This is a genomic window from Phycisphaerales bacterium, assembly GCA_040217175.1.
Lineage (GTDB): Bacteria > Planctomycetota > Phycisphaerae > Phycisphaerales > UBA1924 > JAHCJI01.
Map to the genome: position 1 here is coordinate 1045776 of JAVJNT010000002.1, position 24736 is coordinate 1070511.

The window sequence follows — 24736 nt, forward strand, 5'->3', positions numbered from 1 at the left end:
GAACTCGGTCCGTCCGTAGGCCGACACTCTATTCGCGCCAACCATCTGCGGGAGCCCCGATTGCCCACCTTCCCACACGCCACGCCAGACGCCGCAGCCACCGACGCCGCCGAGGGCCGGACCTTCGTGCTGGGCGTCTCGGGCGCGTCGGGCGCGTGGTACGCCCTGCGCGCCCTCGAGCAGCTCTTGCTGGCCGGCGGCACCGTGCACCTGGTCGTCAGCGAGTACGGCCGCCGCCTCCTGGGCGACGAATCGGGCATCAAGAAGGTCGAGTTCGACGACCTGCTGCCCCACTTGACCCAACACGACCACGCGCCGGCCATGAAGGACCGGCTGATCTGCCACCCCAACAAGGACGTCGGCGCCGTCATCGCCAGCGGCAGCTTCCGCCACGACGGCATGGCCGTGCTGCCCTGCTCGAGCACCAGCCTGGGCGCGATCGCCACCAGCGCGGGCAGCAACCTGCTGACCCGGGCCGCGATGGTGACGCTCAAGGAGCGCCGCCCGCTGATCATCTGCCACCGCGAGACGCCGCTGAACCTCATCGACATCGAGAACATGCGAACGCTCGCGCTCGCGGGCGCCATCGTCTGCCCCACCAACCCCGGGCTCTACCTGCTGCCCACCACCGTCGGCGAGATGATCGACTTCGTCGCGGGCAAGGTGCTGGACCTGCTCGAGGTCGAGCATGACTTGAAGACGCGGTGGGAAGACGTCCACGGCTCGAAGTAGTCATCCATCGGGAAACTCGGCGTACTCCGCTTCGGCCACGTCAAGCACGGCCGGCGCGTACCAGGTCTTGCCGTAGGTGCTCTCGTCGGTGCGCGCGAGGATGCCGTGCTCTTCGAACAACGCCAGGTCCTTGCGCGCCGTCGGGTCGGTCACGTCCAACACTTGTGCCGCCGTTGCTGCCGTCACGAGCGGCCAGCCGAATACGTGGTCGAGCAGGCGCAGCAGCCGGCCCGCGGCCGCGTGGTCGCGGAGCTGCGCCGCATACCGACCGTGCGCCGCAACGATGCGCTCGGCGAGCAACCGCGTCGACACCGCTTCTTCGGCCACGGCCTCGACGAAGAACCGCAGCCATTCGACCCACGCGCCCCGCTCGCTGACGGCGCGCATGCGGTCGACGTACTCCTGGCGATGCCGCTGGAAGTAGCCGCTCGGCGAGACGATCGGCATGTCGAGCAGTCCCAGCGCGCACATCTGGTGCAGCACGAGCGCGCGGCCGATGCGTCCGTTGCCGTCTCGGAACGGGTGCACCGCCTCGAACTGGTAGTGCGCGAGCGCGACCTGCGCGAGCTCGGGGATCTGGGGCCAATCGCCGTTGACGAAGGTCTCGAGCGACGCCATGCACCGCGCGACCGCACCGCCATCGGCCGGCGGCACGAAACGCGCCCGATCGGGCCGTCCCGCGACGCCGATGAAGACCGGCACGTCGCGGAACTCGCCGGGTTGAAGCTCCTCGCCCCGCACGCCGTCGAGCAAACGCCGGTGCATGTCGCGCACGAGGTCCCCGCCGAACGGCTGGTCCTTCTCGATGCCGAGCTGCACGGCCCGCACGGCGTTGAGCGCCTCGCGGCCGGGGTTGGGCTTGCCGCCCTCCTCGCCGGCCAGCACCATGTCGAGGGCCGTGGTCTCGATGCCCTCGATCTTCGAGCTCAGCCTCGCCTCACGAAGCCACAGCGCCTGCCGGAGGATCTCGGCGTTCGGCACCGCGTGCACCAGCCCATTCACGCGCCCGAGGGCCGCATGGGCGCCGGCGAATGCGTCGAAGAGCTCACCCTTGACCGCCTTCCAGTCGAGCCGCGGCGGCAGGTCGTCGGGCACGAAGGCCCACGTCTCGACCTCCTGCCACTCACCAGAGCCCGACGCCCCCACCGCCCGCTTGCGCATGGTCACGGGCACGAGCATGCCCGGACTGACGTCCGAGAACCTCGATTTCAGGTCCCACGGCGGATTGGGAGGCGACTTGGAATCTGCATCCATGATTTAAAGCAAACAGCCATATGCTTTAAATGTCAACCCGCGATCCAAAAGAACTTTGGGTTTCCCGGCGAGCCCAGCCTCAGATCGTCACCGGCATCACCACGTACAGGAAGCCGTTCCCGCTCGTGCGGATCAGCCCGGCGTGGCGGCCGTCCTTGAGCTCCATGGTCACCTCGGCGTCGTGCATCACGCGGAGGGCGTCGGTGATGAAGCCGGGGTTGAAGCCGATCTCCACGTCGGCGCCGTCGTAGCCCTTCAGCTCGACGTTGACGCGGGCCTCGCCCATCTCCGGGGCGTGGCTCGAGAGCTCGAGCTGCTTGTGCTCGCCGCGGAAGGCCAGGCGGACGCCCTTGCTCTCCTCGTTGGTCAGGAGCGCTGCGCGCCGGACGGCGCTGTGCAGCATGTCCTTGTCGAAGGTCGCCTTCACGCTCTGGTCGCTGGGGATGGCTTCCTCGTACGGCGGGAACTGGCCGTCGACCAGCGAGCTGCTGAGCACGGCCCGCGGCGCGTCGTCGTCGCCCCCGCCCAGCGCGAACAGGGCCTTCTGGTCGCCGATGGCGACGGTCACCGTCTCGTCCTCGCTATCGACCAGGCGCTGCAGCAGCGAGAGGGCCTTGGTGGGCACGATGCACGAGACGTCCGGGTCGTCCTTGCTGGCGCCGGGCACGGTGCCCTTGGCCATCGCCAGGCGGCGGCCGTCGGTCGCGACCATCTCGAGCGTCTTGCCCTTGCGCCGAACGAGCACGCCGTTGATGGCGTAGCGCGTCGTCTCGCGCGCCGTGGCGAAGAGCGTCATGCCGATCATGTCGCCCAGCGAGTCGCTGGGGAAGTCGAAGCGAGACTTGAGGCCCTCGGCCCCGAAGTCGCTGCGGTCGGCCACGCGCGGCAGGTCGCCCGGCTCGTAGCCCAGCAGCGTGTAGCTGGCGTCCTCGCCCTTGACGTGCAGCGTGCGCTCCTCGTTCTCGAGGGTCAGCGTGGGCTCGTGGTCCTCGGCGGCAACGATCTGCTTGAGCTTGTCGGCGGGCACGAGCGCCTCGCCGGGCTCCTGCACGTCGACGCGTGCGGTGCGCAGGCGCAGGCCGATCTCGCCGTCCGTCGCCGCCAGGGTCAGCTCGCCCGCGTCGCCCTCGCGCGTCGCCGTGAGCTTGACGCAGGTCAGCTGGGGCTTGGGCGTGCGCGAGGCCGCCACCGACGACACCACGTTCACCGCGTCCAACAAGGCGCCACGATCGCACACCACTCGCATGGAAGCCCACTCCTTGCAGCCCGCTTCCCGGGCCAATCGAAACACGCCCCCGTCTTCAGGGGCTCCTTATAGACAGCCACTGTAGCACGCCCGCGAACCCCTCTACCATCGCCCATGACCCCGAGAACCACCGCAGAGCGGCCCTCGTGATCGGCCCCGGTTGGGCCGGAGATCCCCGGCCCGCACGCACCCATGCTCGGGCCGCCCGCAAGCGCCGCGTCGCCGTGGTCACGGGTTCTCGTGCAGACTTTGGCTTGCTCAAGCCGGTGATGGCGGCCGTCGACGCCCATGCCGAGCTCGAGCTGCTCGTCATCGCCGCGGGGGCCCACCTCATCCCCCCGGCCGACAGCTTCCGCGACGTCAAGGCCGCCTTCCCCATCGCCGACAGCGTGCCCATGCAGAAGCCCGGCCGGACGACGCGCCCCGACGACGCCGAAGCGCTCGGCACGGGCATCAGCCGGCTGACGCGCAGCTTCCGGGCGCTCGAGCCAGACTGGGTCGTCGTGCTGGGTGACCGCGTCGAGGCTTTTGCCGCCGCGAGCGTCGCGAGCGTCGGTGGATGGGCCCTGGCGCACCTGCACGGCGGAGACCGGGCCGAGGGCGTGGCCGACGAATCGATGCGGCATGCCATCAGCAAGCTGGCCAACCTGCACCTGGCCGCGACGCAGGCCTCGGCCGACCGGCTCGTGCGCATGGGTGAGAAGCCCGAGCACGTGCACGTCGTCGGCTCGCCCGCCATCGACGACCTCGAAGCAATCAATCCCATGTCTACCGAGGGGTTCGAGGCCCTGGGCGCGCCCAGGGCGCTCGTGCTGCTGCACCCCACCGGCCGGGCCGTCGAGGCCGAAGAGCACGTGACCGCGACGCTGCTCGATGCGCTCTCAGCACTCAGCATCACGCCGCTCGCGCTCGCGCCCAACCACGACCCCGGCCGCGCCGGCGTGCTGCGCACTTTGACCGATCGCCTGGGCCACCCGCACCCGCACATGCGCCGCGAGCAGTTCGTGGGCTTGCTCAAGACGCTCGCGGCCAACGGTGGCGTGCTCGTTGGCAACTCGTCGGCCGGCCTGATCGAGGCCCCCGCGCTCGGGTGCCGCGTGGTCGATATCGGACCGCGGCAGCACGGTCGCGAGCGGCCGCCGGGCGTCCTGCACGCCGACGACCAATCCAGGGCATCCATCGAGCGCGCCATCCTCGATGCGCTCGCGGCGCCGCCCTGCGACCGCGCGGCCCATCCCTACGGCGATGGCCGCGCGGGCGAGCGGTCGGCGGGCCTGCTCGCCTCGGTAGATCCGAATAACCGCGGCCTGCTGGCCAAGCTCAACGCCTACTGAGCCCACTCGGGACTTTTTTTGCTCCCGATCGGCACGACCATCAAAGTCTCCTCTGCAACGGGTCGATCTCCTGGGAAGCCGACCGAAGGAACCCAACCGGCAGGAGATCAGGCCATGAGCACCGGCACGCAGGAACGAGAGCAGACCGTCAACGTCGCGATCCGCGAGATCAGCCACATCGCCACCCTCCCCGAGGTCACCCTCAAGATCGTCGAGCTCGTCGAAGATCCGTCCTCGACCGCGCAAGACCTGCACAACGTCATCTCGAACGATCCGGCGCTCTCCAGCCGCATCCTCAAGGTCGTCAACTCGTCGTTCTACGGCTTGCCCGGCCAGATCGGCTCGATCAACCGCGCGATCGTCATGCTGGGCCTCAACGCGGTGAAGAACATCGCCATCGCCGCCAGCCTGGCCAAGCTCTTCCGCGGCGGCGACCTCAGCCACGGCTTCAGCGCCAAGGCCGTGTGGGAACACGCTGTGGCCACCGGCGCCGTGACCAAGATGGTCGCCGATGCCGCGAAGGTCGGCATGGCCGACGAAGCCTTCCTCGCCGGCCTGATGCACAACATCGGCCTCATGGTCGAGATGCAGTTCGATCGCAACAAGCTCATCGAGGTCGTGCAGACGCTGGGCGTCGACGGCAACGGCGTGCCCATCAACGCCATGACCGACGTCGAGGCCCAGATCTTCGGCGCCGACCACCAGGACTTCGGCAAGGGCCTCTGCGAGAAGTGGAAGTTCCCAAGCAACTTCGCGATGGTCACCGGCTACCACCACGACCCCATGAAGGCGCCCGCCGACAACCGCCGCCTCCCGGCGATGGTCTACGTCGCCACGCGCCTGGTGGGCGAGATCGAGGGCCAGTTCCGCCTCGACCTGCCGAGCCTGGACATCGACCCGGCCGTCCTCGAAATCCTGGGCCTGAGCGACACCGCTTTGGCCAGCCTGCGTGAGCGGACCGCCGAGGAGATCTCGGCCGCCGCCGGCCTGCTCGGCTGAGCATTCGGGGTTCTACCGGGTTATTTCTACCCAAAGTTCTTACAAGCTGGGCCCTTTTGGGCCCTTTTTGTTTGGTTCGTGCTGGAAAGACCGAACGCGAATATCGATTTCGTTTCCTGAATTGGCGGGAAGGCTGGCGTGAGATTGCCTAAATTCCCGATTACAGCATTCAAGCAGGAAATTTCGGCGCGGACCACCCGGCCCGCGCCTGCAACAAGCTCTCTCTTTCTCCCTCCGGGCGGTCGCACATACGTGTGCGGCCGCCTTTTTTTCGCAGGTTGTTCGGAGCAATCGGCACAGGCCCAACCGAACCGCCGCGGCTCGGTACACTTATCCGTCGGAGCCCTCCCCCGACGCCGCGGCAACTCCAAGGCCCCGCGGCACGAACAACTGGGTGCCCAGCGGCACGCGGCGGGGTCGCCGAGACGCGGGCACGGGGTGGACGGATGGGCCCGCATTCGGGCTCGGCGGTTGGGAAGGTTTCGGGGACATGAACATGCATACGAACGGCACTCGCACTCGACGCGCCCGGCGGGCGTTCTCGCTCATCGAGCTCCTGGTCACCATGGCGGTCATCGCGATCGTCATCGCGATCATCGTGCCCACGCTGGGCGGCGCTCGCAATACGGCCAAGGCGGCCGCCAGCCAGGCCCAGCTCACCGCCATCGGCGCCGCCTCGCAGCAGTTCTACACCGATAAGACCCGCCTGCCCGGCTACTTCACCGCCAGGCAGATGGGCGACAGGACCAACGAAGACCGCGGCTTCACCGGCATGCAGAACGTCATGCTCGACCTCGCGGGTGGATTCGCCACCGCTTCAAGCGATCCCACGAACATCGTGTCCGTCGGCCCGATCAGCGGCCAAGAGATCGACATCGACCTCACCCTCGTCGGCACGAAGGAAGCCGGCGGCGGCTACTACACGCCGGAAGACACCCGCTATATTCCGCAAGAAGTTGGTTCGGGGCTCGGCGTTCTGGAGACGACGGTCCAAGATCACCGGGAGCTGCGCTCCGTCGTCGATCCCTTCGGCACGCCGATCCTCGCGTGGCAGCAGGATGGCACGGCCATCCAGGACCTCGAAGAGATCGGCGACTTCTCCGCCTTCAACAGCAACGGCGAACCCGCTCGCTTCTACTGGGCGTCGAACGCCGGATTCCTGAAGACCGAGGAACTCGGCAAGCGCGGCAAGAACCCGACCTTCTCCGCTTCGACCGCCGCCCGGGAGCACAGCCTCATCGGCAATAGCGAGCCCGACCTGGCCATGCACCTGGCCGTGCTGCTGGGCTCGCCGACCATTCCCAACACGATCAACGGGGCCGTGCCTTCGAGCGCCCGCGGCAACCTGGTCTTCCATGCCGCCGGCATCGACGCGATGTACATGGGCTCGAAGGACAAGGGCGGTCGCGCCAGCGAGGTCGCGTTCTGGCAGAGCTTTTGGTCGGACATGCCCGATGGCACGCGCCTCACCGACAACGACGGCAAGGTCGAGTCCGTCGACCTGCTGGACCGCTTCGACGACCAGCTCGAGTCGATCGGCAACTGACCGATTTCGGCCCACGCGGCCAGATTGGCTTGACCCGGCGGCCTGTTCCTGTCAGGCTATGTCGGCGTGCAGCCCCTTCCTGATCACCCCGTCGCCCCCAGGCCCGGCCGCCGCCCCGCGCGAACGCGGGCTCTGGTCGCGCTCGCCGCGGGCCTCGCGGGCATGGTCGCGGCGCATGCGATCGGGCTGCAGCATCCCACGTTGCTGTTCTCCGCGGCCGTCGCCTGCTCGGGGCTGTCGCTCGCGCTGCGCGGCGTCGGCGGGCGGGTGCTGCTCGTGCTCGCCGTCGCGTGCATCGGCGCCGGGCGGATGGCCGCCGAGACCGCGCCGTCGGCCGACCACCTGCTGCACCGATTGAGCGCACTGCCCTACGACGATGCCGGCCGGCAGCGCGGGCTGGTGCGCCTGACGGCGGTCGTCACGGACGCGCCCATCAACCCCGACGTCGGCGTGCCCTCCTTCGAGCGCGGCGTGTTCCAGAGCGAGCGATCGGTGCTGCTGGGCAACGCAATCTCGATCGATACGGGCGATGGCGCGCTGCCCGCACGCGGCCGCGTGCGCGTCAGCGTGAGCGAGGGGCTGGACGCGGCGCCCGCGCTCGTTCCTGGCATGGCCATCGAGATCACCGGCTGGATCCGCCCGCCGACCGAACCGATGAACCCCGGCCCCGCCCGGCCGCCGCGCGAGCCGATCTGCACCATCGACACCGACGGCTGGGCGCTCGTTGCCGAGTCCGATCATGGCTCGTTGCTTGCGCCCCCCCGGCGTGCGCAGTACGCGTTGCAGGGTGGCGCGCGACGCGTGCTGCGGCTCGACGATGCCGAGAGCGCCGACCCCGCCAGCGCGCTGCTCGCCGCCCTGGTGCTTGGCCAGCGCGACCCGGGCTACGAAGAGGCGTACGACCCCTTCCGCCGCGTGGGGCTGGCGCACCTGTTGGCCATCTCGGGGCTGCACCTGGCGATCCTGGCCGCCGCGGCCGCGTGGGCGCTGCGCGCCATCGGCCCGGGCTGGCGCGTGGAAGCCATCGGCGTCGCGGTGGCCGTCGGGCTGCTGCTTGTCATCGTGCCCGCGCGCACGCCCATCGTGCGCGCGGGGGTCATGGTGCTGGCGCTGCTGGGCGCGCGCGCACTCGGGCGGCGCCACGACCCGCTGGCGGTCTTGGCATGGACGGCCCTGGGCATCGCGCTGTGGAACCCGTACCAGGTCTTCGACCTGGGCTACCAGCTCAGCTTCGGCCTCGTCGCCACGCTGCTCGCGCTCGCGCCACGCACGCATGCCGTGCTGTTCGAGCGGCGCGCCCCGATCCGCGGCGTCATCGAGAAGCCGCCGCCGAACTGGCGGCTGGGCGTGGACTACGGCGCGAACGCCGTGGGCCAGCTCTTCAGCGCTACGCTCTTGTGCTGGATCGTGAGCCTGCCGTGGATCGCCTGGCGTACGGGCCTGGTCGCGCCGCTCACCGTGCCCGCCACGATCGTCGCGACGCCGCTCATCGCCGTCCTGCTCATCGCCGCGTATGCATCGCTGCTGATCGGCACCATCGCGCCGCCGCTGGCCGAGCCGCTGTCGATCGTGCTGCACGCGCTTGCCGAGCTCAACCTCGCCGTCGTCGCGTGGTTCGACTCGCTGCCCTTCTCGAGCCTCGGGGCCCCCACCGTGAGCGCGGCGCTCGCCATCACCGCGACCCTCACACTGGCGGCGATCACCCACGCGGGCCGGCGGATCCGATGGAACCACTTGCTGGCGCTCCTCGTCGTCGCCGGCTGGGCAACCGTCGAGATCGTCCGCCCCTGGTCGCGCGAGGCCGTCGCGCTCCAGCTCGACACGCTGGCCATCGGCGACGGCACCGCCCACCTGCTGCTTTCGGGGGACGAGGCGTAGCTGTGGGACTGCGGCTCGCTCGGCCCCACCGCCGGCCGCATCGCCGTGCGCGCGGCCGAGGAGGTCCACGGCGGGCGCACCAGCGTCGCGGTGCTGACGCATGCCAACCTCGACCACGCCAATGGTCTGCCCCGCGCGATCGAACGGCTCGGCATCGCCACGATGTACACCACGCCGCAGGCGCTCGAGGCCGCCAATGGCGGCGGCGTGATGCGCGACGTCTTCGACGCCATCCGCGCGCAGGGCGTCGCCATCCAGACCGTGACCGCCGGCGACGCCCTGGCGCTCGGCGATGCCACCGGGCTCGTGCTCTGGCCGCCCGCCCACGAACGCTTCGACGACGCCAACAGCTCATCCATGGTCGTGCGGTGGGAGAGCCCGAGCGGGCACAGCATCCTGCTGACCGGCGACATCGGCGGCGCGGCCCTGGGCCGGCTCATCGACGAGACCGACCCCGAGCTACTCCGCGTCGACGTGCTCGAGCTTCCCCACCACGGGGCCGACGACGATGATGCGCGACGCCTCGTCGCGATGTCGCAGGCCCGCGTCGTGATCCAGTCGGCGGGCACCAAGCGCGTCCGCCGAGACCCATGGCGCGACTATCGCTCGCAGGGCCTCTGGCTCGTCACCGGCCGCGACGGCGCGATCCGTATCGGCTCGGGCGACGCGCTCGCGGCGTCGACGACGCGCCGGGGCGAACTGCTCGGCAACTAGTCGACGATGCGCACGGTCTTGCGGACGTCGACGCGCCTCCGCCACACGGCGCCGGTCATCGGCGAGCCGTGGGGAACGATGGCGATCCAGCCCGTCCCGCGGAGCTCGACCTCGTCCGCGGCGATGCCCGTGGCATCGACCCGCCCAACGGGGCCGTTGCTCGAGTACGTCTGCTCGTCCCGCGGCGCGCCGCGGGTGCGCTGGTTGGTCGTGTTCATCGAGACGCCCGCGATGGGGCCCCGTGGATCGTGCACCATGTCCGCGGGCACCCCGTCCACCGTGAGCGACTCGGGCTGGAACCACACCCGGAGCACTGCAGGGCTCGGCACGCTGATGTTGCCGCGGTGGTCGGCCCCGAAGCCGAAGCGGAACGAGCCACCCTCGCGGCGGCTCACGACCGCGGGCGCTGCCAGCCACGCGTCGAGCATGCCCGCGTAGTACCGCTCGATGGCGTTGGCGGGCACGCGTCCGGCGAGCGCCGTCACGTCGAGCCAGCCCTCGGCCTCGCTGGCCATGTAGCCGTTGGCCTCGCGCTGGTCGAGCATGCCTCGGAAGAGCGCCTCGGTCTCTGCCGGCGTCAGCGTGCGTGTCAGCAGCTCGGCCCACTCGTGACGCGTGAAGCCCCGCGGCGCGGCAATGACCTCCTTCACCAGCGCTCCGGTCGGCAGGTAGGGCATGTACTTCGCCGAGCCTCGCGAGAGCAGACCGATGCTGGCGAACGACACGACGACGATCGCCGCCCCCGCCACGATCATGGGCACGATGACGCGGCGCGTGCCCTTGATGATGGACGTCGATGCACGCAGGTCCGCACCGCACTCGGGACACGCTTCATAGCCACCATCGGGCGCGCCGGCGAGGTCGTACTGGCACGCCCGGCAGCGGGGCTCCTCGCCACGCCGTACCACGGAGAGCCCCATGAGCACCATGCCGGTGACCATCAATCCCATGTGCGAATTCGAGATGATGCCGACCAGCACGCTGCCGCTCCGCCCGGTCGACAGGCCGGTGAACGCAACCATCCAGCCGACGACGAATGGGAAGGCCAGCATCGCCAGACCAATGCGGACCGGCGTTCGCGCGAGCGTGTTCAGGACCCGCTGCCGACCGGGCGTGTCCCGGTCGCTCGCGAGCCAGTGCTTGGCTACCGAGCACGCGTAGACCCAAAGCCCGAGGACGACGACGATCACGGGCCACGCCCACCGCCGACTGCCGCCGCCCACCCACGCCGCCGGCAGCGCCAGCCAGACGACGGCGCCGAGCATCAGCAGCAGCACCGGCCAGAGTGGCATCCTCGATCGGCGGGACATGCCCGGAGTCTAACCGACACGGGAGCCACGCCCTCCATATCCTTGTTGGTGACACAGACTCCGACCAAAGCAACCGCTGCCACCCGTCCGCCCCAAGCCGCGAGCGGCGACTGGACCATCGCCGACTCGACCGATCTCTATGGCATCGATCGCTGGGGCGCGGGCTACTTCGCCGCGGGCGAGGACGGCCGGATGCGCGTGACCCCCCGGGGGCCCGACGGCCCGAGCATCGACCTGGGCGAGGTGGTCGCGGGCCTGCGCGAGCGAGGGCTGTGGGCGCCGGTGCTGCTGCGCTTCAACGACGTGATGGACCACCGCATGGGCCGCCTCCGCGAGGCGTTCGACGCCGCGATCAAGGACGAGGGCTACCAGGGCAGCTATGAGGCCGTCTACCCCATCAAGGTCAACCAGCAGCGCAGCGTCTGCGAGCAGATCAAGCAGGCCGCGAACACCTACGGATTCGGACTCGAGGCCGGCAGCAAGCCCGAACTCCTCGCCGTCCTCGCCCTCACGGCCGACAGCCCGAACATCCCGATCGTCTGCAATGGCTTCAAGGACGAGGAGTACATCGAGACGGTCGTTCTGGCCAGCCGCATCCGCGAGCGCATCTACCCGATCGTCGAGCGGCCCAGCGACCTCGACCTGATCATCCGCATCGCACGCGAGCACGGCGTGACGCCCCGCATCGGCGTGCGCATCAAGCCCAGCGCCAAGGGCATGGGCCGCTGGCAGGGCTCGGCCGGCGAGGCGGCCAAGTTCGGCCTGACCGCCGCCCAGCTCATGGAAGCGCTCGACAAGCTGCGCGACGCAAGCATGCTCGAGTGCCTGCAGGTCGTGCACTTCCACATCGGAAGCCAGGTGTGCGACATCATCAGCTTCAAGGCGGCCATCACCGAGCTCGCGTGGACCTACGCCGAGCTGCGCCGCATGGGCGCGGGCGTCACGCACATCAACGTCGGCGGCGGGCTTGGCGTCGACTACGACGGCAGCCGCAGCGCCAGCGACAGCAGCGTGAACTACGACCTGCGCGAGTACGCCGCCGACATCGTGTACCGCATCAAGGTCGTCTGCGACGAGGCCGACCAGCCACACCCCAACATCTTCAGCGAGAGCGGTCGCGCCATGGTCGCCCACGGCAGCATGCTGGTCGTCGACGTCCTTGCCTCCAGCGGCCTGCCCGGCCCCGTCGACGTGCAGGTCGTGCGTACGCAGCTCGACGCGATGGACGACGCGCCGCGCCCGGTCGTCGACCTGCTCAACACCTACGAGGCGATGGAAGGAGGCCGCATCGGCGAGCTGTGCCACGATGCGCTCGCCGCACGCGACGAGGCCATCGCACTGTTCCAGTACGGCCGCCTGAGCCTTGACATGCGCGCCACCGCCGAGCGGCTGTTCAAGTCCATCGCCGCCGGCCTGTTGGTCAGGCCCGACGCCGTCGACGACGACGAGATCCTGGTCGAGGACGTGCGCCCGCTGGCCGGCGTGGTGCGCGAGACGTTCTTCTGCAACTTCAGCCTGTTCCAGTCGATGCCCGACGCGTGGGCCATCGACCAGCTCTTCCCCGTCGCGCCCATCCGCAGGCTCAACGAGCGGCCGACGCGCCGCGGCATCCTGGCCGACATGACCTGCGACAGCGACGGCGCCATCAAGCGCTTCCCCGCGACCGACGGCGGCCCCTACGACGACGCCCTGCTGCTGCACGACATCAAGGACGACGAGCACTACGAGGTCGGCATCTTCCTCGTCGGCGCCTACCAGGAAGTTCTGGGAGACCTGCACAACCTCTTCGGCGATACCCATGCCGTGCACATCGAGCTCGACGACGATCGCGGCTCGTGGGCCATCGCCGAGGTGGTCGAGGGTGACACCGTCAAGGAAGTGCTGGGCTACCTGCAGTACGACGACAACGAGCTCCGCCGGGCCATGCGCAAGGACGTGGAGAAGGCCGTGCGCACGGGCACGCTCACCGTCGCCGACGGCGCCGCCCTCATGCGTTACTACGAGAACGGCCTAGCCGGCTACACGTATCTCGAATAGGAGCCGCTCGAAAAGGAGCCCCGAAGAGCCGTGCGAGAGCGAGAGCTGCTCCAACGCATCGCCAGCCGTTCGGCCGACCTGCCCGCCAGCTTCGGCCGCGTGCTCGTCGGCCCGGGCGACGACTGCGCCGTCATCGCGGCCGACCCACACCCGCTGCTGCTGACGACCGACCACCTAGTGCAGCACCGCCACTTCGACGACGACCTGCCGCTCGAGCTCGTCGCGCGGAAGGCGATGCTGCGCTCGGTCAGCGACATCGCCGCCATGGCCGGTGCGCCGGCCTGGGCGCTCGCGACGGCCCTGCTGCCCGTCGGCTATGCGCACGCAGACGAGCTGTTCGACCACATGGCCCGGTTTGCGCGTGAGTTCGGTTGCCCCCTGGTGGGCGGCGACATCGCCAGCCTGCCGCCCGAGAGCAACGGCCCGATCTCCCTCACCGTCACCGTCGGCGGCCACGCGGCGCGACCCGTCCTGCGGAGCGGCGTACGCGCGGGCGACGCCGTGTACGCCACCGGCGTGCTCGGTGGCTCACTGCGCAACCAGCGACACGCCAAGGCCGAGCCCCGCGTCGCGCTCGCGCAACACGTAGCCGGACACCTCACCGCCATGATCGACCTCTCCGACGGCCTGGGCATCGACGCCGCGCGCATCGCGAGAGCCTCGAACGTCCGCCTCGAGCTCGATGCGGATGCAATCCCCGTGCATCCAGACGCCGACGGCCTCGAAGCCGCACTCGGCGACGGCGAGGACTACGAGCTGCTCTTCACGGCTCCCGAGGACGCACCCATCCCAGCCGAATTCGAGGGCACGCCCATCACGCGCATCGGCCGCGCCGTCTCGGGTGAGCCGGCCGCGATCCTGGTCATGCCCGACGGCTCCCGTCGCGACGTCTCGGCCCAAGGATTCGAGCATGGCTGAGCACGCGCTCGAGACCAACTCGCCCCAAGAGACCGAGGCCTGGGCGGCCGCGTTCGCGGCGACCCTCGCCGCCGGCGACCTGCTCGCGCTCGAGGGCGACTTGGGGGCGGGCAAGACCACGCTCGTGCGCGGCCTGGCCAAGGGCCTGGGCATCGACCCCGGGCTCGTCTCGAGCCCGACCTTCGCGCTCATGAACGAGTACGAGGGAGGGCGGCTCACGCTCGTGCACATCGACGCCTACCGCATGACCGGGCCCGAAGAGCTCGCCGGCCTGGGCTGGGATCGCCTGCTCGAAGATCCCTCGGTCGTCATCGCCTTGGAGTGGCCAAGCCGCGTCGAGGGCTCGCTGCCGCCCCATCGAACCACGACGATCGCTCTGGAGCACGTTGGTGACGGCGAGCGATCCATCACCGTGACGCCCAAGCGCGGCTGGGCGACCTGCCCGACCACCGGAAGGCGTGTGCCACCCGACAGCCCCACCTGGCCCTTCGTCGACGAGCGGGCCCAGCTGGCGGACCTCCACGGCTGGTTCGCCGGCAAGCACACGATCAGCCGCCCGGTCGATCCCGAACGCGACGACCTTTCGGATATCCCCCACGCGCCCGGCGACGAGGCCGAGCCTCGGTCGTAAGCACGCGGACCTTCCCGAAGCGCCCACGGGCCTGGTCCGCAAGCTCACGCTCGCGGCTCGGAAAGAACCGCCGTACCCTCCCCGAATGCTCGCAACCCTCCATCTGCTCGCCCAGACCGACGCCCCGACCGCGAGCGCGTGGTCGCTCTTCGTCCAGTCGATCGACGTCTTCACGCTCATCCTGGTCGTCGGTTCCGTCGCGGGCGTAGCCCTGCTCGTGCAGTGCGTGCTCGAGATCCGCCGTGACAACCTCCTGCCCGAGAGCGAGGTCGGGCGGCTCGACACGCTGACGGCATCGGGCCCACGATCCGAACTCGTCAGCTACCTCCGGACGCGCACCTCGTTCCCCGCCCTGGTGCTCAAGAGCATGCTGAGCGCCGAAGACGCCGCGGGCCAGGCCAACCTCAGCAGCGCCGCCGCGCGGGAGGCCGCCCAGCTCGAGGCGGACGCCCAGTGCGCCCGCTGGTTGCGGCGCATCGAGCCGCTGGCGACCATCGGCAACCTGGCGCCGCTTGTCGGCCTGGCCGGCACGGTCTGGGGCATGATCCTCGCGTTCACCACCATCGGGGCCGAGGGCGGCGCCGCCGGTCCGGCCCAGCTTTCGCTGGGCATCAGCAAGGCGCTGTTCCACACGCTGCTGGGCCTGTGCCTGGCCGTCCCCGCGCTCGTTGCATACAGCATCCTCCGCGCGCGCGTCGACCGGCTGTGCGATCGGGCCACGAGCGTCACCACGCCGCTGGTCGAGCGCGTCGCCCGGCGAATCGGCGAAAACGACCAACCCCACGGATCCGACGCATGAGGCGCCGCCGGCACAGCAGCAACGGCGCCGGGCACCCGAACCTCACGCCCATGATCGACGTGGTCATGTGCCTGATCGTCTTCTACCTGCTCGTGGGCCAGCTCGCCAGCGACCAGCGCAGCGACCTCACGCTGCCGCGCTCGGGCACGGGCGACGAGGCCCAGGAAGCTCAGGCCGCGTTCGTGAACGTCCGCCTCGACGACGACCGCCTCGCGCTCGACGTCGACGGCGCGCCGGTGCCCCTAGCACAGCTCGGCCGCACGGTGCGCGCCGCGCCGTCGGTCCACCTACGCGCCGATGCGGCGCTGCCCTACGAGCGTCTCTCGCCCGTGCTTGGCGAGCTGCGCCGCGCAGGCGTGCGGTCCGTGCGCGTCGCGACCGAGCAGACCACCATCACACCCTTTGCCGGTGGGTCCTGACCCATGCGACGCGCACGAGACCCCAAGCACGTCTACGGTCCAAACCTCGCGCCCATGGTCGACGTGGTGCTCGTCATCCTCATCTTCTTCATGGCGTCCATCGTGTTCGTCGGGCCCGAGTGGTTCCTGCCTGCGGCCATCCCCGGCCAGCGCACCCAGGCCGAGCAAGCAACGCCCGACCCCTTCGCACTGCCCGACCCGACGCTGAACGTGCGCGTCTCGCTCGTCGACGGCGCACCCGTGGTCTCGGGCCTGGGCGCAGGACGGGTCTCGCTGGACGACTTCGAGCCCCACGCGCGCACGCAGCTTACCGGGCTCGATCCCTCGGCCATCAAGGTCCGCCTGGGAGCCGAGGCCGGCGTTGTGTGGCAGCACGTCGTCACGGCCCAAGACGTGCTCACGCGCGTTGGCGTGCGCCAGATCGCGCTGGATACCCCGTCTCGCTGACGGTGCCCCGCTCGGCGAACATCCTGGTACGAGTGTTGCTATTGGGCACCGCACTTCCGCCCGGGCACGCCTCGGTCGGCCGTCGCAGAATCGGCGAACCCAGTTCGGGCCAGAGGTGGCCCGTTCAGGCTCTCGAGAGCCCCAGACGGCGGTTCGAAGAGGAGAGAAGATGATCAATCACGCACCAGCCCCGACGCGGACCGCCGCGTTGTTCGTGGCGCTCGTCCTTGCCGGCAGCACTACCAGCGCCCAATCCACCGAATGGCAGTTCATCCCAACCACCAGCCCCTATCCGCAGAACATCCCGCAAGGCAGCGACGCGCCCGCCAACGACGAGGTGTGGATCGTGGGCAATAGCTTCTTCTTCGATCCCTTCCCGATCTCTTTCGACTTCACCTTCGCCATGCGATTCGACGGAACGCAATGGAACTTCGTTGAAACACCCGAGATCCGGGGGTCATCGCTCTACGGCGTCATGAAGATGCCCGACGGCGAGGTCTGGGTCGTCGGCGCGTATGAGCCGTCCGGTCCTTCGAGCCAGACGCTCTTCCTCCGCTACGACGGCGACTCTTGGACCCTTGACGACAGCCCCACCCGCCGCGGCGGGTCGATCTTTCAGGCCATCGGTCGCGCGGGCGACGACGTCTGGGCCGTCGGCGGGCAGACGACCCTCGAGCCGCCGCCCTCGGCTACCGGTCAGCCGCTTGCCGCGCGATGGGAAGGCGACCGATGGGTGCGCTATGAGGCCGAGGCCCTCGGCACGGGCGGGCGCGCCATCAACAGCTTCCGCGCCATTAGCGGCGCCACCGAAGACGACGCCTGGGCCGTGGGTCAAGGAGAGCAGACCGGCACCGCCGGTTTTCCGCCTACGGCGTTCCTGAATCATTGGAACGGTGACAGATGGGAACTGGTCGACATCGGCCTGCGCGACTTTGGCTTTCTCGGCGACGTCATCGCCCTGGCGTCCGACGACGTCTGGGCCGTTGGCTCGCGGTTCCACGACGACATCGGCACACAGCCGCTCATCATCCACTTCGACGGCAGCGCTTGGGCAGTCGTCGACACGCCCGTCATCCCCGGCGGCCGGGCCGAGCTACGCGCCATCGCCGCCCGCTCGCCCACGGAGATCTACGCCTCAGGCACCGACGCCGACGCCGACGGCACGCCGCGGGCGCTCATCCTCAAGTACGACGGCAGTGCATGGACGCGCATGGACGTACCGACGCCGCCCGACGGCAGCGATCAGTGGTTCCGAACCATGTCGGTCACGCCCAGCGGCGACGTGTGGGCCATGGGGCAGTACTACCGCCCCGACGAGCAGGCAATCCATGTCACAACGCAACGCCTGGGCGGCAGCGCTCCTTGCCGCGCCGACCTCGACGGCGATGGCGAGCTCACCATCTTCGACTTCCTCGAGTTCCAGAACCGCTTCGACGCGGGCGATCCAACCGCCGACTTCGACGGCGACGGCGAGCTGACGATCTTCGACTTCCTGGCGTTCCAGAACGCCTTCGACGCGGGCTGCGCTTAGGTCCCCGCCAGCACCGCCGTCGCCACGCCGAGGTAGATCAGGATGCCGCTGATGTCCATCAGCGTCGCCACCAATGGGCTGCTGATCGTGGCCGGGTCGAGCTTGAGCTTCTCGAGCACCAGCGGCAGGAGCCCGCCCAGCAGCGCCGCCCACGTCACGATGCCCACGACGGCGAGCCCGACCGCGACGCCCACCCGCAGCGGCTCGTCCGTGCTTGCCAGGCCCACGGCGTCGACCAGCAGCACGATGCCCACGCCCATGACGCCCAGCGCCAGCCCGAGAATGGCGCCCGTGACGAGCTCCTTGCGCGCCACGCGCCGCCAGTCGCGGGGCGCGACCTCCCGCAGCGAGACCGCGCGGATGAGCAGGCTGGAAGCCTGCGTCCCGGTGTTGCCGCCGCACGAGATCATCAGCGGCACGAGCATCGCCAGGATCAGGTGCGTCTCGAGTGCCCCCTCGAAGCGCCCGAGGATCGCGATGGTGACCACCTGCACGACGAACAGGATCGCAAGCGCGATGCCACGCTTGCGCAGCATCGACAGCAGCGTCGTCTTGATGTACGGATCGTCGAGTGCTTCGAGACCGCCCAACAGGTGGATGTCCTCGGTGGCCTCTTCCTCGACCACGTCGGCCACGTCGTCGATCGTTACGATCCCCAGCAGCACGCCCCTGCTGTCGACCACGGGCAGCACCGTGCGGTCGTAATCGAGCATGGCGCGGACGGCGTGCTCCTGGTCGTCGTGGGCGCTCAGCGCCTGGTACGCGTCGTCCATGACGTCGCGAACCGTTTTGCCAGGCTCGGCTAGCAGGATCGAGCGGATGTGCAGGTCGTCGATCAGCACGCCCCGCGCGTCGATCACGTACACCCAGTGCACCGTCTCGGCGTCGCGCCCGTACCGGCGGATGTGCTCGAGCGCCTGCTCGATCGTCCAGTCCGGACGCAATCGCACGTAGTCGGGCGTCATGAGTCGGCCCACGGAGTCTTCCGGGTACCCCAGGATCTGCTGGGTGATCGTGCGATCCTCGGGCCGAAGCTGGTTGATCAGCCGCGTGGCCGCGTCGGTGGGCATCTCGTCGAGCAGCGCGGCACGGTCGTCGGGGTCCATCGCCTGGAGCATGGTGCGGGCCGACCGATCGCCCAGTGCCTCGATGATCGCCTGCTGCCGATCGCTCGTGAGATCGGCGAACGACTCGCCGGCCAGCTCCCGCGGCAGCAGCCGGAAGGCCACTGCCGCCTCGGCCGGCTCCAGCACGTCGAGCACGGCCGCCACGTCGAAGGGCGGCAACGGCGCCAGGGCCTCGCGCAGCTCTCGGTAGCGCTTGGCCTCGATCAGTTCCCGGACCTCGACGTTGAGCAGCTCGGCGGTGGGGTTCATCGCCGCAATGGGAGCCCGGGCGGATGCGGATAGCAAGCCGGCGAAAATGCACGGTGTGTGGGTGTGTCAATTGTCTATCAATTTGATTGACAGTGATAGTTGACCGATACATATCGAGAGTCTATCAATATCAGTCAAATTGATAGATACTTGATATGCGTATACCCAGACAACCACCAGACTACATGGATGCCCTACGAACTCGACCTGACGAGTTCTTCCGTGCCAGTGAAACGGACGCCTATAGCGAGTTGGTTGCCGTAATCGAGTCCAAGTACTACCCGTGGGACAGGATCCGGTTTATCGCGAACCAGCGAGGGGTCGATGCGAAGCTGCTTTGGGCGATGGTGAAATTTGGCCGTAACAGCCGGGCCAAGCGGCTTCCGCTGCAAGGGCCAACCGGCCAATCAATGACCTACAACGTGGCGGACATCGTGCTCGAAGAGTTGATGCACATCGACCAGCAACTCGCCGGTAGGTTGGCGGCCGAGGACGAGCAGCCGTTGAGTGCGACACATCGCGAAAGGTTCATCATCAACGCTCTACGCGAAGAGGCGATCGCGTCCAGCATGCTCGAAGGAGCCGCCACAACCAGAAGAGACGCCAAGAAAATGCTCGACCAGAAGCGGCTGCCGCGAACGCGGGGTGAGCAAATGGTGTTCAACAACTACAAAGCCATCGCGTTCATCCGCGACAACAGAGATGTACCGCTGAGCCAGGAATTCCTGCTTGAGATCCAGAAGATCATCACAGAGGGAACACTCGACGACCCTGGGGAAGCGGGTCGACTCCGAACGACTGGCGAATCTGTGCAAGTTGTCGATCATGACGACCAAATCTTGCACGATCCACCACGAGCCACGGAGCTTCCCCAGCGCCTGAAACACCTGTGTGATTTCGCCAATGCAGACGATGGGCCGTTCCTGCATCCGGTGTTGCGCGCCAGCGCGCTGCACTTTCAGATCGGCTTTGATCATCCGTTTTGCGACGGAAACGGTCGGACGGCTCGTGCTGTGTTTTATTGGTCCATGCTTCGCGCTGGATACTGGCTCTTCGAGTACCTGCCGATTTCACGATTTATCTACGCCGGACCCGCCCGATACGGAAGAGCATTCTTGTACACTGAGGTCGAAGACTTCGATCTGACGCACTTTTTCGTTTACAAGGCTCGCCTCCTACGTCAGGCGCGCCAAGATCTGCGTGCATACATCGCACGAAAGCAAAGCGAAGCTTCGCTCGCGCGCCGAGTATTGGAGCATGACGGCCGGCTAAACCACCGGCAGCGATCGCTGATCTTGAGGATCTCGAGGAATCCCGATCAGATGATCACGATCGCTGGCCACAAAGGACGCCAGAAAGTCGCGTACGGCACCGCTCGATCGGATTTGCTGGAATTGGCGGAATGGGGCTACCTCGTGAAACACCAGCAGGGCAACCGCTTCGAGTTCACCGCCGGCCCCAATCTCAAGGACGCCAAGCCACCCGCCCCCTGAAACACCCACTACCCTCTGGGCCTATCCTCTCCGCCCACGCATCCGCCGCGTGGTGGCGTGCGGATCGGCCCCGTGCCGAGGTTCCCCGTCGGGAGCCGAATCGTGGTATCATCCGGGCCTGAGGGCTACCCCGAATGGGGCCCGATCGGTTCTGCCCCGTCCCAACGCTGGAGCGACGCGTCATGGCCAAGCTGTTCTACTCGATGGAAGAGACCTGCCAGAAGCTCAACAAGAGCGAGGAAGAGGTCCTGGAGCTCGTCGAATCCAACCGACTGAGCAAGTTCGTCGACGGTGACAAGCTCATCTTCAAGGTCGACCAGGTCGACATGCTCGCTGACGGCGACGGAGAAGACGACGACCTGCCGGGCTTCGCCGACGATTCGGGCATCGGGCTCGAGGCCGACGACTCGGCCATCGGCTTTGCCGACGACGACGCCCCGGCCGTCGAGGAGCCCAAGGAGCAGACCGGCATCAGCATCTTCGACGCCGACGAGGTCGAAGAGGCCGACGCCGCCGCCCAGACCCAGATCACCAGCGCCCCCAGCTTCGGGATGGAGACCGCCGCCGACCCCGCGGCCTCGGGCAGCGGCCTGCTCGACATGACCCGCGAGGCCGACGACACGTCGCTGGGCGCCGACCTGCTGAGCGACTTCGACATGGACGGCGAGGGCTCGACCGTGGGCGAGAACGTCGACGCCGGCGGCGGTGCGCTCTTCGAAGAGGCCGGCACCACCGCCAGCCAGCCGGCCGCGGTCGTCTACGCCGAAGAAACCCTCGACCCCGGCCCCTCGATGGCCACGATGTTTGCCTGCTTCGGGCTGTTCCTCGTGCTGGCCTTCGCCTTCGCGATGATCGTTTCGATCACCACCGGCGCGGGCGTCATGATGGACCTCGTCGGCGGGCTGACCATCCCGATCCTGGCCGGCGCCATGGCGGGCGTGGTCGTCGTGCTGGCCATCATCGGCTACCTCGTCGGCAAGATGACCAGCTGAGCAGCCGCTCGCTCCGACGAATCCTGCCCCGATCGATCGATGCGGCTCCCGATGGGAGCCGTTTTCTTTTGCGCCAGACCCTGTCGGAACCGCTGTGGACAACCTGTTACTGGCGCTCGCCGGGCGTCGACCGCCGCAGCCCCGGGCCCGGCCAGCCGAGCGGCACGCGCGATACCCACGCGTGCCGAGCGCGATGCGACAGGCAACCGCCCACTCCTCCGAGCCCGTAAGTACCTGGAAAGGCAGCCACTTGCACGACGTAGGCCGTCACTCATCCACAAGCCGACATGCGTAACGATTACGACGACTGGTTCTTATATAGAGTGGGTAGAAAGAGAGGGGGCCATCGGCCCGCCCGCCCGGGCCCTGGCCATTGTGGACAACTCGTTGGTCGATTGGGGACGCTGGCAGGCGTCGCACCAGACCGTCGTCCGCTGGGCCAGCAGACCGCTGGCCAGCACCCGCCCGCACGTCCGGCAGGGCTCGCCCGCCCGCCCATACACCGCGTGCTGGAGCTGGAACGCCCCGGCCTGCCCCTCGGCCCCGCGATAGTCCCGCAGCGTCGAGCCGCCCGCCCGGACGGCCCGCGCGAGCAGCGCCGCCAGTTCACGCCCGAGCCGGACCAGCCGGCCTGCCTCGACGTCGCAGGCCAGTTCGCCGGGGTGGATCCCGGCGCGGTGCAGCGACTCGTCGGCATAGATGTTGCCCACGCCCGCAAGCAATCTCTGGTCGAGCAGCGCTGCCTTCATGGGCCGCCGAGCCTTGGCAAGGATGGCCGGCAGCGCCTCGGGCTCAAGCGTCAGGGCGTCGGGGCCCAGGCCCTGCCACGGCGGGAGGTCGCCGCGCGAGGGCGCGAGCCACAGGCCGCCGAAGCGACGAGGATCCCGGAATACCAGCCGCGAGCCGTCACCGAGCCGCCAGGTGGCGTGCACGTGGTCGGTCGGCAGCCGACCGCCGGCCGGGGCCCAGAGCAGCTGCCCGGTCATGCCGAGGTGGACCCCGAGTGCGCGACCATCTTCGCCGATGACGGCCAGCAGCTTGCCTCGCCGGTCGATCCGGACGACCCGAACCCCCTCGAGCATCTGGGTCGATCGAAGGCGACTCGGGCGCGCCGGCGTGCGCTGCCGGGCGAACCCGCCGGGCGGGTCGTTGGGACCGACGGCCACGTCTCGGCGGTGCAGGGTGGCCCGGACGACGGATCGGCCCAGCAGCCTGGGCTCGAGCGTGCGGCGCAGGTGTTCGACCTCGGGCAACTCGGGCACGGCCCAAGCGTATCAGCCGGCGGCCGCGCCCCGCACGCGGTCGGGCCGAGCCGGGGGGTGTACCCTCGCCTGCAATCGCCGCCCCGACGCCGTGGCGGCCCGAAGGAACGCTCCGATGGAACGTCAGGCATTCGAAGCCATGGCCCTGGAACACCTCGATTCGGTGTACCGCCTGGCGTACCACCTGACGCGGAACCCCGAGCGAGCCGACGAGCTGGTCCAGAACGTGTACCTGCGGGCCCTCAAGAGCGAGACGTGGGAGAAGTTCGAGGAGCGCGGCGGCGGCATGCGGGCCTGGCTCTTCACGATCGCCCACAACGCCTTCTACTCGGACCTCAAGAAGCAGGGCCGCCGCCCGACTCCGGTGGGTGAGTTCTTCGAGGAGTCGGACGGCGAGCTGACCCCCGGCGAGGCCGCCCCCGCCTGGGACCTTGCCAGCTTCGACTGGGAGCAGGTCGACGAATCGCTCAAGGCGGCGATCGAGCAGCTCAAGCCGGAGTTTCGCGAGATCCTGCTGCTCTGGGGGGTCGAGAACCTGAAGTACCGCGAGATCGCCGAAATCCTGGAAGTCCCTATCGGTACCGTGATGTCTCGATTGCATCGTGCCCGCAAGCTCGTGGCAGAGGCACTGGCGTCCGATCCATCTGTGGCAGAAAGACTTGGAATTGATCGCTTGTCCGGGGATGAATCCCGCAGCGACGACAGTTAGGAAACCCGAGCGGCCGATTTCAGTCATCTCATTGGGCGATTCCCGTACTGGCTCTTCGCCCCCCGACAGGCCGCTCCGTTCAAGCCCGCCGTCCGCGAATCCCGGCCTGCCCTTGGAGCGGTTTTTTGGAGCGTCACCGATGAGCCACGAGCCTCAACAGAGCCACGACAGCAACGAGCCCAACGACCGCGTGCTCGGCTCGCTGGATCGAGCGACGCTGGACCGCCTGGTCCGACTGGCTGCCGACGACGAGCTGTCGGCCGACGAGGCCACCGCGTACGCAAAGGCCCGGGCCGACCGCCCCGAGCTCGCGAAGCAGGAAGCGGCCGAACGCAGCCTGCGTGCTGCCGTCGATCGCTGCATGTGCGAAGGCTGCGAGTGCCCCGATGCGCTGCGGAGCCGCATCGTCTCGATGACGAGCGACATCCGCGTAGAGGCGAGTGGCAACCCCGCGCTCAAGATCGACCCCAGCACCGCCGACCCCGCCGAGGCGCCGGCGGTTCGGTTTCCGACGTGGCAACGATTCGCGGCGCTGGCCGCCTCGATCGTGATCATCGTGGCGGTGTCGGCGTACTTCCGCGGCAACGCACCGACGCAGCCCATCAGCGGCAGCGTCGCGCAGGCGGGGGAGGTGCCCACCGGCCTGCAGCTTGCCAGCTTCATGAACAAGGAGCACTCGCGCTGCGCGAGCCACCCGAAGAGCATCGAGAAGTTCACCGAGGTCGACCTCCAGACCGTTCCCGAGGCCTTCCGCGAGATCTTGGGTGACAAGTTCGACGCCGACGAGATGTCGATCGACGGGGCAAGGTTCGTTGCCGCCGGCAGGTGCCGGGTTCCCGGCAGGGGCCCGTCCATGCACGCCGTGTTCCTGACGACCAACCCGCAGGGCGAGCCGGTCGAAGTCAGCCTCTACATCCAGCGCTGCAAGGACAAGCGGTTCGAGGCCGGCAAGGCCTACGCCATCGGCTCGGAGTCGACCGATGCGGCGAGCGTCATCGGCTGGCGGCACGGCGGGCTCGTGTACTACATGGTCACCACGTCGCCCGAGACGACCCGCAGCCTGGCGTCGAAGCTGAAGGCCCCGGCCATCGCCGGCGCGATCTGACCTC

At 68.8% G+C, this 24736-nt stretch carries 22 protein-coding genes; 17 read left to right on the forward strand and 5 right to left on the reverse strand.

Features of this window, described 5'->3' with window-relative positions:
• Positions 1–60 precede the first annotated feature (60 nt).
• Positions 61–732, forward strand: coding sequence for a UbiX family flavin prenyltransferase (locus tag RIA68_11645; protein ID MEQ8318092.1), 672 nt, complete (start codon positions 61–63; stop codon positions 730–732).
• On the opposite strand, the gene RIA68_11650 is transcribed toward RIA68_11645, so the two are convergent.
• Complete coding sequence (locus RIA68_11650; protein MEQ8318093.1) at positions 733–1986, reverse strand: Fic family protein; 1254 nt, start codon at positions 1984–1986, stop codon at positions 733–735. It lies immediately after the preceding gene.
• A gap of 79 nt (positions 1987–2065) precedes the next feature.
• Positions 2066–3232 (reverse strand): DNA polymerase III subunit beta, encoded by a 1167-nt coding sequence (gene dnaN / locus RIA68_11655; GenBank protein ID MEQ8318094.1) that lies wholly within the window; start codon positions 3230–3232, stop codon positions 2066–2068.
• A gap of 224 nt (positions 3233–3456) precedes the next feature.
• Between dnaN and neuC the strand changes: the two genes are divergently transcribed.
• The 5 genes from neuC to RIA68_11680 all read left to right on the forward strand — a co-directional run bounded on the left by neuC (position 3457) and on the right by RIA68_11680 (position 9703).
• Positions 3457–4566, forward strand: coding sequence for a UDP-N-acetylglucosamine 2-epimerase (gene neuC / locus RIA68_11660; GenBank protein MEQ8318095.1), 1110 nt, complete (start codon positions 3457–3459; stop codon positions 4564–4566).
• Positions 4567–4680: 114 nt separating this feature from the next.
• Positions 4681–5565, forward strand: coding sequence for an HDOD domain-containing protein (locus tag RIA68_11665; protein ID MEQ8318096.1), 885 nt, complete (start codon positions 4681–4683; stop codon positions 5563–5565).
• A 490-nt stretch (positions 5566–6055) separates the two neighbouring features.
• The gene (locus RIA68_11670) at positions 6056–7111 is read left to right on the forward strand and encodes a prepilin-type N-terminal cleavage/methylation domain-containing protein (protein MEQ8318097.1); all 1056 of its coding nucleotides are present in this window, start codon (positions 6056–6058) and stop codon (positions 7109–7111) included.
• A gap of 66 nt (positions 7112–7177) precedes the next feature.
• Complete coding sequence (locus tag RIA68_11675) at positions 7178–8989, forward strand: ComEC/Rec2 family competence protein (GenBank protein ID MEQ8318098.1); 1812 nt, start codon at positions 7178–7180, stop codon at positions 8987–8989.
• The gene (locus RIA68_11680) at positions 8990–9703 is read left to right on the forward strand and encodes an MBL fold metallo-hydrolase (protein ID MEQ8318099.1); all 714 of its coding nucleotides are present in this window, start codon (positions 8990–8992) and stop codon (positions 9701–9703) included.
• On the opposite strand, the gene RIA68_11685 is transcribed toward RIA68_11680, so the two are convergent.
• Entirely contained in the window at positions 9700–11013 is a 1314-nt protein-coding gene (locus RIA68_11685; protein ID MEQ8318100.1) for a hypothetical protein, read from the reverse strand. The genes RIA68_11680 and RIA68_11685 overlap by 4 nt on opposite strands.
• Before the next feature lie 48 nt (positions 11014–11061).
• On the opposite strand from RIA68_11685, the gene speA reads away from it, so the two are divergent.
• The 7 genes from speA (at position 11062) to RIA68_11720 (ending at position 17795) form a co-directional block, all read left to right on the forward strand.
• Positions 11062–13050 (forward strand): biosynthetic arginine decarboxylase, encoded by a 1989-nt coding sequence (gene speA, locus RIA68_11690; GenBank protein MEQ8318101.1) that lies wholly within the window; start codon positions 11062–11064, stop codon positions 13048–13050.
• A 30-nt stretch (positions 13051–13080) separates the two neighbouring features.
• Positions 13081–13968 (forward strand): thiamine-phosphate kinase, encoded by an 888-nt coding sequence (gene thiL, locus RIA68_11695; protein MEQ8318102.1) that lies wholly within the window; start codon positions 13081–13083, stop codon positions 13966–13968.
• Positions 13961–14599 (forward strand): tRNA (adenosine(37)-N6)-threonylcarbamoyltransferase complex ATPase subunit type 1 TsaE, encoded by a 639-nt coding sequence (tsaE, locus tag RIA68_11700; protein ID MEQ8318103.1) that lies wholly within the window; start codon positions 13961–13963, stop codon positions 14597–14599. The genes thiL and tsaE overlap by 8 nt, the downstream gene beginning before the upstream one ends.
• Positions 14600–14684: 85 nt before the next feature.
• A complete protein-coding gene (locus RIA68_11705) occupies positions 14685–15398 on the forward strand; it encodes a MotA/TolQ/ExbB proton channel family protein (GenBank protein MEQ8318104.1) in 714 nt (237 codons plus the stop codon).
• On the forward strand, positions 15395–15817 hold the full coding sequence (locus tag RIA68_11710; protein ID MEQ8318105.1) for a biopolymer transporter ExbD: 423 nt from the start codon (positions 15395–15397) through the stop codon (positions 15815–15817). Before RIA68_11705 ends, RIA68_11710 begins: the two co-directional genes overlap by 4 nt.
• A 3-nt stretch (positions 15818–15820) precedes the next feature.
• A complete protein-coding gene (locus RIA68_11715; protein MEQ8318106.1) occupies positions 15821–16264 on the forward strand; it encodes a biopolymer transporter ExbD in 444 nt (147 codons plus the stop codon).
• Positions 16265–16433: 169 nt separating this feature from the next.
• Positions 16434–17795, forward strand: a complete 1362-nt coding sequence (locus RIA68_11720; protein ID MEQ8318107.1) for a GC-type dockerin domain-anchored protein — start codon at positions 16434–16436, stop codon at positions 17793–17795.
• Here the strand turns inward: RIA68_11720 and mgtE are convergent.
• On the reverse strand, positions 17792–19171 hold the full coding sequence (gene mgtE / locus RIA68_11725) for a magnesium transporter (GenBank protein ID MEQ8318108.1): 1380 nt from the start codon (positions 19169–19171) through the stop codon (positions 17792–17794). The genes RIA68_11720 and mgtE overlap by 4 nt on opposite strands.
• 185 nt (positions 19172–19356) lie before the next feature.
• Between mgtE and RIA68_11730 the strand changes: the two genes are divergently transcribed.
• Together RIA68_11730 and RIA68_11735 are read left to right on the forward strand one after the other, a co-directional pair.
• Positions 19357–20664 carry a Fic family protein gene (locus tag RIA68_11730; GenBank protein ID MEQ8318109.1) on the forward strand — a complete coding sequence of 436 codons (1308 nt, stop codon included), beginning with the start codon at positions 19357–19359 and terminating at the stop codon, positions 20662–20664.
• Between the two features lie 182 nt (positions 20665–20846).
• Positions 20847–21656, forward strand: coding sequence for a hypothetical protein (locus tag RIA68_11735; protein ID MEQ8318110.1), 810 nt, complete (start codon positions 20847–20849; stop codon positions 21654–21656).
• A gap of 314 nt (positions 21657–21970) precedes the next feature.
• On the opposite strand, the gene mutM is transcribed toward RIA68_11735, so the two are convergent.
• Positions 21971–22918: a bifunctional DNA-formamidopyrimidine glycosylase/DNA-(apurinic or apyrimidinic site) lyase gene (gene mutM / locus RIA68_11740; GenBank protein ID MEQ8318111.1), complete on the reverse strand. Its 948-nt coding sequence runs from the start codon at positions 22916–22918 to the stop codon at positions 21971–21973.
• 115 nt (positions 22919–23033) lie between these two features.
• Between mutM and RIA68_11745 the strand changes: the two genes are divergently transcribed.
• Both RIA68_11745 and RIA68_11750 read left to right on the forward strand, forming a co-directional pair.
• Positions 23034–23627 carry a sigma-70 family RNA polymerase sigma factor gene (locus RIA68_11745; protein MEQ8318112.1) on the forward strand — a complete coding sequence of 198 codons (594 nt, stop codon included), beginning with the start codon at positions 23034–23036 and terminating at the stop codon, positions 23625–23627.
• A gap of 139 nt (positions 23628–23766) precedes the next feature.
• Complete coding sequence (locus tag RIA68_11750; protein MEQ8318113.1) at positions 23767–24732, forward strand: hypothetical protein; 966 nt, start codon at positions 23767–23769, stop codon at positions 24730–24732.
• Positions 24733–24736: the final 4 nt, after the last annotated feature.